At 37.1% G+C, this 15435-nt stretch carries 19 protein-coding genes and 1 pseudogene; 6 read left to right on the top strand and 14 right to left on the bottom strand.

Going from position 1 to position 15435, the window contains the following annotated elements:
- Nucleotides 1–228 precede the first annotated feature (228 nt).
- The 7 genes from IQ228_RS08175 to IQ228_RS08205 form a co-directional block, all read right to left on the bottom strand.
- Entirely contained in the window at nucleotides 229–495 is a 267-nt protein-coding gene (locus tag IQ228_RS08175; protein ID WP_193962590.1) for a type II toxin-antitoxin system mRNA interferase toxin, RelE/StbE family, read from the bottom strand.
- The gene (locus tag IQ228_RS08180; RefSeq protein ID WP_027401004.1) at nucleotides 492–707 is read right to left on the bottom strand and encodes a hypothetical protein; all 216 of its coding nucleotides are present in this window, start codon (nucleotides 705–707) and stop codon (nucleotides 492–494) included. Before IQ228_RS08180 ends, IQ228_RS08175 begins: the two co-directional genes overlap by 4 nt.
- Before the next feature lie 434 nt (nucleotides 708–1141).
- Nucleotides 1142–1348, bottom strand: a complete 207-nt coding sequence (locus IQ228_RS08185) for a type II toxin-antitoxin system HicA family toxin (RefSeq protein WP_027401005.1) — start codon at nucleotides 1346–1348, stop codon at nucleotides 1142–1144.
- Entirely contained in the window at nucleotides 1345–1548 is a 204-nt protein-coding gene (locus IQ228_RS08190; protein WP_028091145.1) for a type II toxin-antitoxin system HicB family antitoxin, read from the bottom strand. Before IQ228_RS08190 ends, IQ228_RS08185 begins: the two co-directional genes overlap by 4 nt.
- A gap of 239 nt (nucleotides 1549–1787) precedes the next feature.
- Entirely contained in the window at nucleotides 1788–2003 is a 216-nt protein-coding gene (locus tag IQ228_RS08195) for an RNA 2'-phosphotransferase (RefSeq protein WP_193962591.1), read from the bottom strand.
- A gap of 126 nt (nucleotides 2004–2129) precedes the next feature.
- The gene (locus IQ228_RS08200; RefSeq protein WP_193962592.1) at nucleotides 2130–3362 is read right to left on the bottom strand and encodes a murein transglycosylase A; all 1233 of its coding nucleotides are present in this window, start codon (nucleotides 3360–3362) and stop codon (nucleotides 2130–2132) included.
- The gene (locus IQ228_RS08205) at nucleotides 3355–4668 is read right to left on the bottom strand and encodes a proton extrusion protein PcxA (protein ID WP_193962593.1); all 1314 of its coding nucleotides are present in this window, start codon (nucleotides 4666–4668) and stop codon (nucleotides 3355–3357) included. Before IQ228_RS08205 ends, IQ228_RS08200 begins: the two co-directional genes overlap by 8 nt.
- A 58-nt stretch (nucleotides 4669–4726) precedes the next feature.
- Between IQ228_RS08205 and IQ228_RS08210 the strand changes: the two genes are divergently transcribed.
- Nucleotides 4727–6919, top strand: a complete 2193-nt coding sequence (locus IQ228_RS08210) for a recombinase family protein (protein WP_193962594.1) — start codon at nucleotides 4727–4729, stop codon at nucleotides 6917–6919.
- Between the two features lie 71 nt (nucleotides 6920–6990).
- Here IQ228_RS08210 and IQ228_RS08215 read toward each other — a convergent pair whose 3' ends face one another.
- The gene (locus tag IQ228_RS08215; RefSeq protein ID WP_193962598.1) at nucleotides 6991–7209 is read right to left on the bottom strand and encodes a hypothetical protein; all 219 of its coding nucleotides are present in this window, start codon (nucleotides 7207–7209) and stop codon (nucleotides 6991–6993) included.
- A 19-nt stretch (nucleotides 7210–7228) separates the two neighbouring features.
- On the bottom strand, nucleotides 7229–7609 hold the full coding sequence (locus tag IQ228_RS08220) for a hypothetical protein (protein WP_027401010.1): 381 nt from the start codon (nucleotides 7607–7609) through the stop codon (nucleotides 7229–7231).
- 481 nt (nucleotides 7610–8090) lie between these two features.
- On the opposite strand from IQ228_RS08220, the gene IQ228_RS08225 reads away from it, so the two are divergent.
- Nucleotides 8091–8411: a hypothetical protein gene (locus IQ228_RS08225; RefSeq protein WP_027401011.1), complete on the top strand. Its 321-nt coding sequence runs from the start codon at nucleotides 8091–8093 to the stop codon at nucleotides 8409–8411.
- A gap of 59 nt (nucleotides 8412–8470) precedes the next feature.
- Here IQ228_RS08225 and IQ228_RS08230 read toward each other — a convergent pair whose 3' ends face one another.
- Nucleotides 8471–8767 carry a DUF2103 domain-containing protein gene (locus tag IQ228_RS08230; protein ID WP_027401012.1) on the bottom strand — a complete coding sequence of 99 codons (297 nt, stop codon included), beginning with the start codon at nucleotides 8765–8767 and terminating at the stop codon, nucleotides 8471–8473.
- A 2-nt stretch (nucleotides 8768–8769) separates the two neighbouring features.
- Nucleotides 8770–9093 carry an ATP-dependent Clp protease adapter ClpS gene (gene clpS / locus IQ228_RS08235; protein WP_027401013.1) on the bottom strand — a complete coding sequence of 108 codons (324 nt, stop codon included), beginning with the start codon at nucleotides 9091–9093 and terminating at the stop codon, nucleotides 8770–8772.
- Nucleotides 9094–9311: 218 nt separating this feature from the next.
- Between clpS and IQ228_RS08240 the strand changes: the two genes are divergently transcribed.
- Nucleotides 9312–9749 (top strand): DUF29 domain-containing protein, encoded by a 438-nt coding sequence (locus IQ228_RS08240; RefSeq protein WP_027401014.1) that lies wholly within the window; start codon nucleotides 9312–9314, stop codon nucleotides 9747–9749.
- 187 nt (nucleotides 9750–9936) lie between these two features.
- On the opposite strand, the gene IQ228_RS08245 is transcribed toward IQ228_RS08240, so the two are convergent.
- Nucleotides 9937–11961, bottom strand: a complete 2025-nt coding sequence (locus tag IQ228_RS08245) for an FAD-dependent oxidoreductase (protein ID WP_193962595.1) — start codon at nucleotides 11959–11961, stop codon at nucleotides 9937–9939.
- A gap of 134 nt (nucleotides 11962–12095) precedes the next feature.
- Here IQ228_RS08245 and IQ228_RS08250 point away from each other — a divergent pair, with 134 nt between their 5' ends.
- Together IQ228_RS08250 and IQ228_RS08255 are read left to right on the top strand one after the other, a co-directional pair.
- Entirely contained in the window at nucleotides 12096–12320 is a 225-nt protein-coding gene (locus tag IQ228_RS08250) for a helix-turn-helix domain-containing protein (RefSeq protein ID WP_193962596.1), read from the top strand.
- Nucleotides 12313–13194, top strand: a complete 882-nt coding sequence (locus tag IQ228_RS08255) for a hypothetical protein (RefSeq protein WP_193962597.1) — start codon at nucleotides 12313–12315, stop codon at nucleotides 13192–13194. Before IQ228_RS08250 ends, IQ228_RS08255 begins: the two co-directional genes overlap by 8 nt.
- Here IQ228_RS08255 and IQ228_RS08260 read toward each other — a convergent pair whose 3' ends face one another.
- Both IQ228_RS08260 and IQ228_RS08265 read right to left on the bottom strand, forming a co-directional pair.
- Entirely contained in the window at nucleotides 13195–14073 is an 879-nt protein-coding gene (locus IQ228_RS08260) for a site-specific DNA-methyltransferase (RefSeq protein WP_201769120.1), read from the bottom strand.
- Nucleotides 14074–14214: 141 nt separating this feature from the next.
- A complete protein-coding gene (locus IQ228_RS08265; RefSeq protein ID WP_035081865.1) occupies nucleotides 14215–14355 on the bottom strand; it encodes a transcriptional regulator in 141 nt (46 codons plus the stop codon).
- Between the two features lie 151 nt (nucleotides 14356–14506).
- Here IQ228_RS08265 and IQ228_RS08270 point away from each other — a divergent pair.
- A pseudogene (locus IQ228_RS08270) lies at nucleotides 14507–15435 on the top strand (hypothetical protein); the annotation flags it as partial.

The raw sequence follows: 15435 nt of genomic DNA on the forward strand, positions 1-15435 counted from the left end.
TGCTCCAAAGAGCCTCCTTGCGGGTAATGTTAGCTAGATGCCTCCGGCACGCTGGCGCGAACGACAATGTTAGAGGTCGGTAACTATCTTAAAAGCACTGGTTTAACCCTTAAGCCTGTTTAACTTTTAAGTTCTAGAGCAGGGAACTAGCTACGCATCCTCTGGTAGGTCTTTAACTCTTACCTCTAACGTAGTTCGGTTAAGAACTGAGTCTGGTCAACTAGGCTTTTACAAGCCCTCACTTACCCGAAGGGAAGTGATGGGTGGTTGACGTTCAACAAATGTAAAAATAATTCTCAAATCATATCCTGCGCTACAAGCCCAAGAATCTTGTAAATCTCCTTTTAATTTATGAGTTTTTAGGCGTGGATGAAATGGATCTGTAGATAATAACTCCAGAATACTTTGAAAATTTTCAGTGATTTCTGGTTGTTTTTTTAAAATTTTTCGGGCTGAACGAATAAATGCACTGGAACGTAATAAAACAAAACTCACGAAAGAAGTTCCTCCATCAGTTGTGCAGGAGTAACAGGCCGACATTTACCTTCTGCAAACTCTTTTTGTGCTTCCTGAACATCTTTCACTAGACTATTTCTTCGGCGATCTCGTAGTCGTTTCTGTAAAATCTGAATTAAATTTTCCTGATCTTCGGGTACTAATTTATCCGCAGCTTCTAGGATTTCTGCAAAAGTTGTTCCTGTCATCATGTTTTTACTTTTGTCTTTACTTGGTCATCTTAAATTATATTTTATCTAAAACAGTGACAAATAGTGATTGCCCCCACATCCCCAACAGCGAACTGCTTGCAGCAGCGCTAGTTCCCTTCGGGACGCACTCGCGTTCGCTATCGCACCTCCACATTCCTAAACAGAGGTCGCCCCCACATCCAAAAAACGGTCGCACTTCCACATCCCAAAAAGCGAACTGCTTGCAGCAGCGCTAGTTCCCTCCGGGACGCACTCGCGTTCGCTATCGCCCTCCCCACATCCCCAAAAGTGATTCCTACGGAGCGCTTCGCTATCGCACTCCCACATTCCCAAACAGCGAACTGCTTGCAGCAGCGCTTCGCTATCGCCTTCGGTAAAGTTTTCAAACGCCCTCTAAGACTAACGTATGTTATAGCCTACACAACAAACATTAATTACAAATTATCTTCTACCAATTCAGCTATCTTCATGATTGATTTTAAAGTCCCAAGTTTTAAATCTTGATTTTTATGTACAGGAATAGAAATAATTTTACTTTCATCAGGTTTTTCATAAATATGGTGACTGCCTGTAATTTTTTTGAGAATCCAACCTTTGTTCTCAACAATTTTACATAATTTTTTCCCAGAAATTGATTTCATACTGCAATTTCAATCACTTGTGAGATTGGATCTGGTTTTTGAATTTCATTTGCTACTTCTAGCCAACCTTGTATAGCATCTTGAAGATTATTAATTAATTCTTCCATTGTATCCCCTTCTGTTATGCAACCAGGAAGTGCAGGTACTTCAGCCCAGTAACCCCCTTCTTGGGCAGGATAAATAATAGCTTTAATTTTCATTGATTTTACATTTGGAGTTGTTTATCTGAACCAATTTTAACAGATTAATTCCAAAAATTTCTCCATTGAGAGCGATCTCACTTGTCAGCACTGGGACGATCGCATTCCCACATCCCCAACAAGCGATCACCTTCTCACATTCTTAAAAGCGATCGCATCTCCTACATCCCAAAAGCGAACTGACAAGTCAGCGCTTGCGCTATCGCCCTCCATATCCCAAAAAGCGATCGCCCCTTACATCAAATTCTCAATAATTTGCAAAAATAAATTGAGGGGGTATAAGGGGGTATATAGTCAGCTAACCAAACTACTTTATTACCTTGATAAAATTTAATATTATGATTGTGAGCTTTTCCAGACTCGATAGTTAAGATAACTGGAGATTTTGCTTTTCGTTGACCGACTTGATAAGCAATTTCTGGATTGCTTGATAAATGAATATACTGGCGCTTCATGTTCCTTGGGGAACGATGAGGGGGCTAAGATGTACCTTATATGATTGGAAATCGCTGTAATGCTGATTAAAAGAATGATTTTACTGCACGCAGAGGCGCAGAGACACAGAGAGTAAGAGTTGGAAATTACGGTTTTAGTAATAGGTAAAATAATTGTCCATTACTGACTGTTAATCCTGCCCTTTCACCGGCTGATTCACCAGTTCCTAAAAAGTAATCTACCCTCCCTGCTCCTTTAATTGCGCCACCTGTATCTTGATCTAAAACGTAACGACTCACTAGCCGATGTTCGATTTTATTACTCTTATTAAGATAGGGAAAAGGAGCGCGAATTAATGCTAAAGCCCCTGGAGGCATGAGGGATTTATCTGTAGCAATGGAACGTTCTGGAGTAACTGGTACACCAATAGAACCTTGGGCTGGTTGTCCGTGGTTTTCCTGAAAAAATACAAAACTTTGATCGCGCGGAATATAAATATTTAAATCCTGGGGATATTTGCGGAAATAGTCGAGAATAATTGGCATATTTAACCCTTCTAAGGGAAATTTACCATCATCAACTAATGACTTACCTAAACTTCGATAATTATAAGCTGTGTTACCTGCATAACCGATAGTTGTTTGAGTTCCATCTGTTAATTTGAGTTTTGCTGAACCTTGAATTTGAATCATATAAGGTTCAAGACGATTTCTAAACCAAAATAACTCCAATCCTGTTAATTTTCCTTTGCTACCTTGTAACCCATCTGCACCTTCTAATTCTAATCTGGTAGGATGAGGTTTAGCCCAAGATTCTAAATCAGCAGGAGAACGATAAGCTGCATAGCGAAACTCTTTTGTCGGTTGACGACTGGCTAGATATAATGGTTCATAATAAGCGGTAAATAAAACTGTTCCTTTGTTATCTCTGCCGATAGATTGATAAAAAACAAATTCCTTTTCTATAGCTGCTTGTAGTTGCTGAGGTGATTTTGTGGAAATCAATAGTTGGCGAAATTTTTGCAAACTCTTATAAACTCTTTCTCTGGTAAATTCTGATTTTTTATAGGCTATAATTGCTCTTTCTGTTTGTAAATATTTGAGACTGTAATCTATGGATTTTAACAGGGATTGTTTATCATGATCAATTGCCTGATCTAAACAAGAAATATCTTCTTGACAACAAGTAACTGGAACTCTAGGAATGAGTACAGGTAACTTCTGTTTAGTTGAATTTACTAATGCTGGTAAGTTCCATTTTCCTAACCGACATTCTGGGGGAGAAAGTTCTTGATTGGGGAGTGGTTGTATGCCCACAATCAAACTAGCCATAAATATTGGTAAGCTAATAGTAATGTTGGCAAAATGCTGGCTATTCATTCATGTTATGGTAGGTAGCAACGGCAGAAGGTGAAATCCGATTTAAGTAACGGAAAATCCAATATTTGAAGATCGTATCTAAAATTACGGGAAATGTGGCAATAAATAAGAAAATAAAATCACGATTGGCTGGTAATCCCCAATGTCGTGATATTCCTTCTAAGAGAACTTCCCAACCGTGAGGAGAGTGGAAACCAACAAAAACATCGGTAAATAAAATGATAATAAATGCTTTAGCACTATCACTTAAACCATAGACTACGTTATCAAAAAATTCTTTGAGGACTGCGATAGAACGCTTACTAACAAGTAATAAGATGGTGAAGGTAATTACTGCGAAAATATCAGCAAATACATTTTTAATAGCATTATCACTTTCTTTGCGAAATTCCTCTTTGACTTCCTCTGCTTTCTTCTTTATTTTGAGTTCTAATTCTTCAGCAGCAAGGGGAGGTGCATTACTAATTAAGGCTTCAAATTTGGTTCTTTCCTCAAATCTTTGTAATGCTAATAATCCTTCTTCTTCCATTTCTCCATTTAGGAAAACTTCTACTGTTTTATCATGGCGGAAATGTTCTACCAATGGACCGACAATTAAAGCCTTGGATAATTGATGAGTTAGAAGAGGAACGATAATCAGTAAAAGTATAAACCGAATTGAGATAATACTTCTTTGTTGAGCTTTCCGAAAATTTTGAACTACATTTTGTTCAGATTCTGGATCTAATTCTACCTGTAGGCGAGTGATTGTGCTTAAAATTGACCGTGGTAAAATACCTGTTGTATTAGTTTTTCCTTTCAGTGTATTTTTGTTGGCTTGATTTGATGTTTTAGGAATAAATTGTTGGGAATTAACTAAATCTGTGGCTGGTACAACAGGTGAAGAGTTGGAGTTGTTATAATTTGTATCTATATCATAATTAGTATATTTGGAGGTAACTTGATCAATGAATTCTAGTTTCTCTAAAATTAATGCGGGACTAGAATATTCTATACCCAATTTTAGGGCAGCTTTTTGTTTAGCTTCATTCGCAAACCACCGACTAGCTTTAAATTCTGTCAGCCGCATTTGCACAGTTTTTAATAACTTTTGCAAATCTCCTTGAAAATAATCCATGACACTGGCACTGTGTATGGTAAATTCGGAGTCTATTTTGTTACCATTAAAGTGTTGATCTTCAATTTCCTTAATTTTTATAGCTGCTTGATAGGCTGTACTTAAAGAACGTTCTGGTGTCAGTAGATACCATCTGTAAGCAGACAATAAAAAGGGGTATATTTTTTGGCTAGACACGGTACTTTTCATCGAGACGATTATTTGGGATTATCTACTAAATTCTTAAACTTAAGTTAACGCAAAAACCATGATTTCTGATTCTCTTTGGATTTTTGGTACTAGTCGTAGTGGTAAAACTACTCGCTTGGTCAGCTATTTTGATGCTTGGTTGCAAGTTAATAATCAAGTTTCTGGTTCATTTTATAATAAAAATATTCACAATTCTCAAACCCAATCTATAGATCAAAATTTAAATTTACACCAAAAAGAACTAGGTATTTTATTGTTAGCTGCTAATGATGATAATCGCAGGGAATTAGCTGATAGAGTTACTACTTTAACACTGGGAAAATATCCTATTCGTGTCAAAACGGCTTTAGGTTTTTTCCAAGATGAGGTAATTTTGTTTTGGCCGTTGCTAATTGATTCATGGTCAATCAAAGCACAATTTCCGGTTAGATTACGTCCCGAAACGGAACAAGAGTTGGCGACGAAACTCTGGAGTTCTCAGTTAAATTCAGAAGTTTTGCGGCGTGTAGGGATGAATGAGAATCGTTTGGTCAGAAGGATTCTAGATTTATGGCAATTGGCAGCTTATAGCGGTGTATCCTGTGAAGATATTCCCCAGGTATTACAAAGTGGTTTAGAGGATAATTCTATCAATTTAGAGCCGGATTTTTTGGGTTTTTTACTACTAAATTGGCGAAATTGGTGTTTAGAAACAGGTTTATTGACTTATTCACTAATTACTGAATTGTATCACCAAAAATTATTACCTGATCGTAGCTATCAACAGCATTTAAAACACCGTTATCAAGGGATCATAGCAGATGATGTGGATGATTATCCGGCGATCGCTGCTAACTTATTTGCATTTTTGTTAGATGCTGGTGCTGTGGGGGCTTTTAGCTATAATCCTCATGGGGCTGTCCGCTGGGGTTTAGGTGCAGATCCTGGGTATTTATACCAAATATCTAGGCGTTGTCAAGTAGAAACTTTAACTTCACCACCTGTAAATAGTTTGGGATATTCTTTGACTGAGCAAATGGTAGAATTGGTAACACAGCCAATGACGATATTGAGTTTACCCAGTTGTGTCAAGCCTATTCAAACTAATTCCCGCGCCCAATTATTACGCCAAACAGCCGAGATCATTATTGATGGGGTGCAGTCAGGGGAAGTAGCGGCGGATGAAGTAGTAATTATTGCACCGGGTTTAGATGCGATCGCTCGTTATACTCTAGTAGAAATATTAACTAAACAAAATATCGAGGTAGAATCTCTCAACGAACAACGCCCCTTAATCAGTTCTTCAGTGGTGAGAGCATTACTTACCCTCATGGCTCTAGTTTACCCCGGTTTAGGGCGGTTAGTAGATAGGGATGCAGTGGCGGAAATGTTGGTGGTTTTGAGTCAATATCAAACCCAAAATGGGCAGGAAAAAGAATTCCATCATTCTCAAATAGATCCGGTGCGGGCTGGGTTAATCGCTGATGCTTGTTTCGTTCCCCACCCCGACACACCCAATTTATTACCAGTGAAAACCTTTGAACGCTGGGATAGAATTGGCTATATTGCCACTCAGGCCTATGAAGATATATTACAATGGATTGGCAAACAGAGAGAAGAATATCACCAGGGACTTCTCCTCACCCCCATTTTTCTCCTCTACAAAGCCATTCAAGAGTTTGTGTGTAAGGATAAAAACCCTTCATATCAAGAATTAGCAGCATTAAGAGAATTAATAGAAACCGCTCAACATTATTGGGAAGTAGATGCCCGCTTAAAACAAAATGATACTCTATTACTTTCACTGCATACACCAGAAACCCTTAGTATTACCATTAGTGATAGCGATAGCGTGGCGATAGCGATATTTATTCAACTGCTGCGACGAGGAACAATTACTGCAAATCCCTATCCTATCCGTCCTATCGGTAGCAGTAGAAAAGCCGTAACTTTAGCAACCATCTTTCAGTATCGTGCAAGTCGTAAACATCACCGTTGGCATTTTTGGTTAGATATTGGTTCACCACTGTGGGCAAAAGGTGGTGCAGCTACTTTATTTGGTGCTACTTTATTTTTACGAGATAGGTTAGGACAACCTTGGACAGCCGCAGATGAACAACTAGCCGAAGCACAAAGATTACAAAAAATTGTCACCGATTTACTGGCGCGGGTGTCTGATAAATTGTATTTATGTCATAGTGATTTAGCTATAAATGGACAAGAACAAATAGGTCCATTATTACCTTTAGTTCATTCTTGTGAAGTAGTTTAGCAGGAGTCAGGAGTCAGGAGGAAGGAGTCAGGAGTCAGGAGTCAGGAGGAAAGAAGAAAGAAGAATCGTTTTCACCAATGACCAATGACCAATGACCAATGACCAATGACCAATGACCAATAACCAATAACCAATGACCAATAACCAATAACCAATAACCAATAACCAATGACCAATAACCAATAACCAATGACCAATGACCAATGACCAATGACCAATGACCAATGACCAATGACCAAACTACTTATAAATAAAACCTCCAGATTAAGTTCTAGAGGCTGGTTATTCAAAATTTATTTGCAGGCTTTTTTAGCAATCTGTACTTCCATTAGAAGAACTAAGATCAGTAGGAATTATCTTAGTTCCTGATTGATTTAGACTAAATGAACCGGAAGGGTCTGCTTTGAATACTGCTGGACTAATTCCGGGTTTTGATGCCGAAGAATTATACAAAATAAACTCTCCGGGATAAGTACCGCTCTCTCCTGGTTGTAAAGTTTGTTGTTTGAGGGGTGACTTCTCCCCAAAATTATAGAAAATCCTTGGTGCTTCTGTATTATTTTTAAGTGTAAATCCTCCAACAATATTAGAGGCTTGTTCCGAACTTAATTCCGATAAACAACTTTCATCAAAACCAATTAAAGAAGCATCTATTCCCTTCTGAGAAGTCGTAAAATTTTCTTGCAACATTATCTTAATATCTCCAAAATAACATAGTTGGAATTAACCTGCTATAACCAGCTTATGCTTTAGTCAAAGTAATTTAATTAATCCTAAGTTAGATATTTTAAATTAACCCTAAGTTAGATGACTGACATCAATATGATGAGATTTTTGTCAGAAAATGCCGCAATAACAACGTAAGTAAGTGAACACAATAAAATCAAACTGTGTGAAGAAACGTAAAATCGCTGAAAACTTCTTTACTCTTGCCTTGCTATAACGATAATTTTCAACGCCAACCTACTTAGTTCCCTCCCCTTTATAAGGGGAGGGTTAGGGAGGGGTAAAACATTTGATACAGGAATCATGACTTTTCAGGTATTGGGATTTGTGAAGAAACTTGTTGAGGGATTGCAGTTTGTAACTATTTTGTACAACTCTCCAGCATATTCCTTTACACTAAATTTCTATAGGAATATAAAAACATTGAAAATGGAGACAAAAATCAATGCCTACAGTGAATTTATGTTGCCATGAATTTGTAGTGGCTATTTCCTCAATCGCTTGTATTGTCGGTCTATGGTTATTAAAGGATGATTTTCAAGCCATAGATGATTTTCAAGAAACAGAACAAAGTCTCTTAAGAATGAGCTTTGCATACTGGTTAGTTTATTGCGTCGCCTTTGGGACGGAAAAGGTATTTTTATTTGACTGGGACGCTGTAATGATGACTTTAAGAATTACTACAGCTTTGTCATATTTCTTAACATTTTCTTGTATTTTGAGTTTACCGTTACATAAGTTTGCAGTTCATAAAATTGAAGAATAATCAAAAGTCAAGGTTAGAACTGAACTTAGCTCCAACCTTGCTATTTGTAAATTCATAATTTAGGCAATTCTCATAGCAATAGCGATCGCACCTTCGAGTTCATCCTGTAGTAAAGTTGTGAGGATAAACACCTCCTGCACCGTCTTACCTTGACGAGCAATGATTTTATAGCCACCACGAATAGGTACAGACACCCGCAACTGCATTTTTGGTGCATGACCCTTAGCTCTACCAATCACCGCAGGTGTCACAGTTCCAATCCCATGCTGTTGACACAAACGTTCTAAAATGGGAATTAGACCAGGAATATGGGTAGAGTGATTCCAAACAAGTCTACCATCAGTAGGTTTTGACATAATTAGGCTGCTTCCAGGGGAGCCATTGTCAACCCAGCCCGACGGAGTTGTTGGTGGTATAATTCTGCTGGTTCTTGGGGACCAGTCCAGACAATCGCTTGTCCTTCATAGTGTACCTGATTAGTGAGATCCCAAGCGCGATCGCCCGACATCCCCGGAATATACTTCATCAAGCACTCAGCCACGTGCTGGAAAGTATTGAAATCATCATTCAACACAATCACCTTATAATTAGGATAGGTTTTCCGAGTCACTTGATTAACCCGGTCAGGTGTTACAGTCGGTGCTGAAGCCATACTGTACACATCTGCAATTCTTGTCACCATAGAAAAATCAGCCAAAAACGACATTGTAAAAACTGACATTACAAATAACCAGTTTAATCCATTGCTGGCTGAGTTAGTAGTCAGACACAAGCCAATAATGTGTAAAAATATTAATTTATATCTATGAAGTAATTGAAATTTTACCTTTTAATCACTTCGTATATGAGATATAAAATACAATTGAACTAAAAACAGATAAACCTATAATAGGTGCGAAAATGAACACCTTTCTCCTGTACACAAGCGACTTTCATGCTTGGACTCAAGAACAGGTTAATTTACTCAAAACCCAACAATGGAATATGTTAGATGCTGTCAACCTAATTGAAGAATTAGAAACATTGGGAAGAAAAGAAAGACAAGAATTTAGAAATAGATTAGCCGTATTGCTAGGACATTTATTGAAATGGCAATTTCAAGCAGAAAAACGCAGCAGTAGTTGGTTGAGTAAAATTCGAGAACAACGGATTCAAATAAAACTACTTTTACAAGATAGTCCCAGTTTAAAACCTTATTTAGAAGAAGTTTTTCTCACAGCTTATGAATTAGGTTTAGCATTAGCAATGAGAGAAACTCAATTAGGTCAACAGATATTTCCCCAAATATGTCCTTATACCTGTGAACAAACCCTCAATTCTGAATTTCTTCCAGATTAAATTTTAGATCCCCGACTTCTTGAAGAAGTCGGGGATATTGTGCAATCATATTTTACCTAAGTAGGTGGGCGTTAAAAATTGTCGTTGGGGCAAGGGAACAGGGAACTCTTAACTGGGAACAGGGAACAGGAAGAGAGTTTTGAGTGATTTTACTTTTCTTCACATACCTTTAAATTTTTCTGTTCACCTACCGCCAATCATCCCAACTTTCATTAAAAATAGAAGTATCAGGAAAAGCCGTAGGATTTCCATTCGCCTCCAACAACTTCCTTAAAATTTGTAATTGTGGTTCTTGTTGAGGTAAATCATCAACCAATTGATATGGTGCGATTCCTTCTTTTAGTGCAAAACTCGCCACAGTTCCCGCAGCCGCACCAGAAGACCATTCAAAAGAATGAACCCGATAAGCCGCCGCCGCAATATGACTAGTAGCAATACTTTTTCCCCCTACCAATAAATTATCAATTTTTTGGGGAATCATTGCCCGCAAAGCAATTTGAAAAGGATAAGCAAGTCCTGCACCCCGCCTTTCTCCAGCACGTTCCTGATTACCAGGTGCTTCCACGGGACTTTTTGCCATACAAGGATGAAAATCTATGGCATAATGACCAATACCCACAGCATCAGGGTAAATTGTCGAACGACTCCGGCGAATAACTTTTTCTGGAGGAATTTCCCCACTAATTACAGATATCGCTTCCAAACCAGCCACCGTTGCTTTTAGATTGCCATACATATTTGCCGGCAAAGTTTTCCGATAATATTCATCATTATAATTACGCCGAGAAATATCAACTTCCCAAATACCAAAACCTTCCGGTTGTCCCCAACTTGGACGACCAATAATCCGTCTTCCTTCCCGCATATAAGGGTATTTAGATAAACCATGAACCGTCCCCATAGGCGAATCTAAACCTGTTAAAAACCGGATATTTGTTTGCGGTTTTTTCACACCATTACCCAACTGAGAATCTGTAGTTCCCCCATACAACCAATAAAAATAGGAAAATGCTTTTTCTTCAGCTTTACGCAAAGTTTCTGTGCGTAGTCCACCTTGCCAACCTCCAGATTTTAACTGTCCATAATTTTCTAATTGTTGCCGAGAATAAATAAGATTATCCGCCGCAGTTCCTGGACGGTAATCATTTCCCCAAGTCCAGTTTTGCATAGAAATATCCCCCGGTGTTGATGAAGTAAATTTCACACCATTGAATGTAGTTGCTTGGCCTTTTTGCGGACTCCAAATTCGGCGATAGGTAAATACTAAATCAAAGTTTGCTAATCGTTTTAATTCATAACTAAAATATGGTGAATATTGTAAATAGAATGGCGGCATTATTTGGGTTTGGTGATCTTTTGTAGCCTCCATTGCAAAGGTATAAGTGAAACCTTGAGGACAATAAGGATAATTTGTCGTGCTAGAAGATGAAGGTTCAAGATAGGAACGGGCATCAATTCCTAGACGATAAGGGACATCTGCTAAAGCAATAATTTCCCCAGTTTCACTTGTATCTACAACGTACCATTTTCCAGGATTATTTTGAGATGTTTTAGGCAGAAAACGAATAATAGTTTTACTCAATTGTGATGAGTTTTGATAACTATAAGCATCTTCAATGGTTTGAGATAAAGTATTAGTATTTAGAGGTGGTTGATTTTTTGCTGGTTGATGTTGAATTGCTATGGCATTATTGATGATTTTGCCATCTTTGCTAATTCCTAAATCTTTAATTACTGTATTGGGAAACCATTGTAATTTTCCTCTACCTTTTTTTTCAGCATCTTTGAGCATTTGTGTCATGATCTTGTGAGCATCACGAGGCAGAAAACAGGAGTCACTTACCCAACAATCCCCAGGGTTAAGTTTGCCATATTTCCGTTCAATGCGGTTTCTTAATTCGGAATAACCACGAGAATAGAATTGTTTAGCTCGTTGAGTTGGTCTTTCGTCTAATGCAGATGTCCCTTGGGAGGAGATTTGTCCCCCCAACCAGTCAGTTATTTCTGTTAAACAAACTGTGCGTCCTACAAGTAACCCTTCATAAGCTGTGGCTACTCCAGAGAGTCCACCACCCACAACGAGAAGCTCACAGTTGACGGTCTTATCCGGGGTACGTAGAGGGGTAGCGGTCACGGGATATAGGGTGATTAAGATGGTAAATAGGCTAAAGCTGATGAATGATTGCAAACCTTTTTTGTATCTACGTCTCATGGTTTCTGCACTCTGTACACTACTACGTCAAATTGTAGACGGTAGCGCCGGGGAAAGGTTCATACCTGATTTTATATGATTATGGTACTTAAAGTCCGTGGACTTAAAAACATCAATGGCTTTTAATTGTCTTTATGACAACATCTAATAGTGAAAATATCAAAAAAAAATTTGGTGGTCGTCTACGTCAAATTAGGCAAAATATGGGACTATCTCAAGAAGAATTAGCGCATTTATGTAACTTAGACCGCAGTTATATGGGAGGTGTAGAACGCGGAGAAAGAAATATTAGTCTTGTGAATATCCATAAAATTGCAGATGCATTAAATATTTCACCTAGAGAGTTTTTTAATGACTAATATTCCTGATAATATAAGACTGAAGGAGCTTGCAATTATTGCCAACTCAAATAAGCTTTTTTTTGATGATTTTATCAATTTTATACAATCAGAAAGTTATAGAAATCTACATGAATTTGTTACTGAAAAGGATTCATCTAAAGCACAACAAGTTTTACTAAAATATTTACAGCGTAAAGTTGCTAACGACTTAAATTTATATGACGGAATTGCTCGTCCATATCCTCAAAGTAAAGCAAAATGGCTTTTTTTAGGTTGGATTTTTAGAGATGCTCCTATACAAAGATTACAAAACATACTCAAAAATATTGATGGGACAGCTAATGAGCGTAAAGCAACACTCTTAAATCATGTACGTGAATATGTATCTGCTATTTTACCTGAACCAGAAAGATGGGAATGGTTTCCTATCTGTGAAGTTATAATGGAACGCTTAGAAGGAAGCCGTCGAGCCATAAAAGGAAATTTATTTGAAGCAATTATTCGCACAAATTTGCAAGAAATATTTAAAACTAATAAGATCAAACTGGTAATTGGCGAAACTCAAATTAAACTTGGTGGTGAGACTTATGATGTAACAATTATGGGAGAAAAAGGAACTATATTAATTCCAGTTAAAACAAGAGAAACAACTGGTGGTGGTCATGCTCTACTTTTTACTAGAGATATTAATCAAGCCATTGAAAAAGCGAGAAATGATGGATATAAATGTATTCCAATTATCATAGCTGAAGCGTGGAAAATAGATTTTGATTCACTGAAATCTCCAGACTTTATTCACATTGATAAAAATCCCAATCAAATAATTGAAGTAGAACAATTACTCAATTATAAACTTAAAGAGATTTTACATATTTTTCAATCAATTGAATAATCATGTTGAAAAAATTCTCTTGGTAGCAATTTTACAGTAATCTTCATTGAGTTCAATACCAATAAATTTACGCGCTTTCTTCATAGATACTAACCCTACTGTACCAGCACCAAAAAAGGGATCAAGAACTATTCCCCCTTCAGACGAGCCTGCTAAAATACATGGTTCTATTAGTTGTTCTGGAAAAACAGCAAAATGTGCATCTCTAAATTTAGATAAAGGAACTTCCCAAACAGTTCTTTTATTTCTACCTTTGGGATGAAATGCTTGATCCCATCTTCCGTTATGTAAATTAGAATTACCTGAATTTTTCCCTTGTTCTGGAGTTCCTCCTTTTTTACCCAGATGATTGCGTCCTCCTCGCATTTTACTATTTTCAGAGAAAGTTACATGAGGTTCACGAATAGCATCTGCATCATAGTAATACTTGGAACTTTTTGCAAATAAAAACATATATTCATGATCAGTTGTCGGACGATTTTTCACAGAAGATGGCATAGCATTTGGTTTATACCAGATAATATCCGATCTTAAAATCCATCCTCTTTCTTTAAGAGCTAATGCCAGTTTCCAAGGGAGTCCTGCTAAACTTCCATCTATATATTTATCACCTAAATTTATCCAAAGTGTGCCATCTTCTTTTAAGACTCTTTTAACTTCATCAAATATTTCTAAGAGTCTGCTTATATATTCATCTGGATTTTCTTCAATGCCAATTTGCTCTTCTGTACAATAGTCACGTTGTCCATAATAAGGAGGACTGGTAATCACCGTTTGTACTAATGAATTTGGTAGCTTTTTCAGAGATTTTAAAGCTTCCCCATTGATGAGAAAATTTGCTTGCTCGAAATTAACTTCACCAATATCTTCTATTTTCACTATTAACTTTCGATCTAAATCCGCAAACAGTGGTAGATTTGCTGTTATGTAATCCAGCACAGAATTTACTTTAACTCTTAGATGGTATTTATAGTCATTTTAAACTATTCCAGCCTTAACAACAACCAGACGGTAAAATTTTTACTTTGTCTTGCTGCTGCGACTGAGAGCTAATTTAATTTCTACTAGTGCTGCTTCCTCTGGAGTTAGTTCCAGAAATTCTGTGACTGTTCCAACTTTCCAACCTTTAGTTTCTAGAAGTTCTCTCTTTGATTGTTCCATAATTCCATCCTCGAATAGCGAATAGCTCTCCCCAAATCTGTTAATATCAAAAAAAACCCTGAAAATCCAGTCACCCTACAACAATCATCTATCATAGATGGCATATAAGCACACCGCTGTAAAAACTAACCACCGGATAGGGAAAATAGTGATGAAGAACAAAAACCCCTTATACTCAAATCTAGCTTTAAAAAGCGCCATTTTCTTGTCACCCTTGCTGCTATCAACGGCTTTTATCAGTGGGTATCCTGTACCATCTGCTACGGCTCAGGTACTATCAAATCAGGAACGGGAAGAATTAGCACGACTGCGACAAGAAACCCGCACTCAAAAACAAGTGCAATCTGATTTTGAACGAGCTTTTACTCGCACGAATACCTTACTCAATATCTGGTTGACTATTTTAAGTTTATTTCCTGTGGCTTTAATTGCCATATTATGGTTTTTTCGTCGAGCCGTAATTCGGGAAATTGGAGAAAGAGCAATGCAGCAGATTCAAGGAATTGAAAATTTGCAAACTCAATTAACTACAGTTCAAGCAGAAGCAAAACAACTGATTCAAAAATCTAAAAACACTACTCAAGAATTAGCACAGGAAGTTAATGCTCTTAAACAAAAAATTCAAGGTGAAGAAGAAAATTTATCTATTCTTTTATCTGATTTACCCAAGTCAAAACAAGAGTTTTTAACAGCTTTGGAAATTGAAGTTAAATCTGCTCAAGAGAATATCAGTAATTTAGAGTTTAGATTAAATACTCAACTAGAACAATTAACTTTATCTGCTCAACAGCAAAAAATTACAATTGACAATATCAAAAAGTTAGAATTTGAGTTATTTTCTCAATTTACCCAACTCAAATCAGAAGTGGAAAATCAAAAAGATATTGCTATTAGTGATATTGAAAAATCTCGCGCTGGGTTAATATCTCAATTTCAAGGGTTAGAGTCAGAAACTCAACAAGAGAAATTTCATATTGTTGAGAACTTAGCAAAACTTCAATCAGAATTTAATAATGAATTATCTCAATTTGAATTAGATGTTAAAACTCAAAAAGATATAGTTCTAGGTAATATCGAAAC

The organism is Dolichospermum sp. LEGE 00246 (assembly GCF_015207865.1).
Lineage (GTDB): Bacteria > Cyanobacteriota > Cyanobacteriia > Cyanobacteriales > Nostocaceae > Dolichospermum > Dolichospermum heterosporum.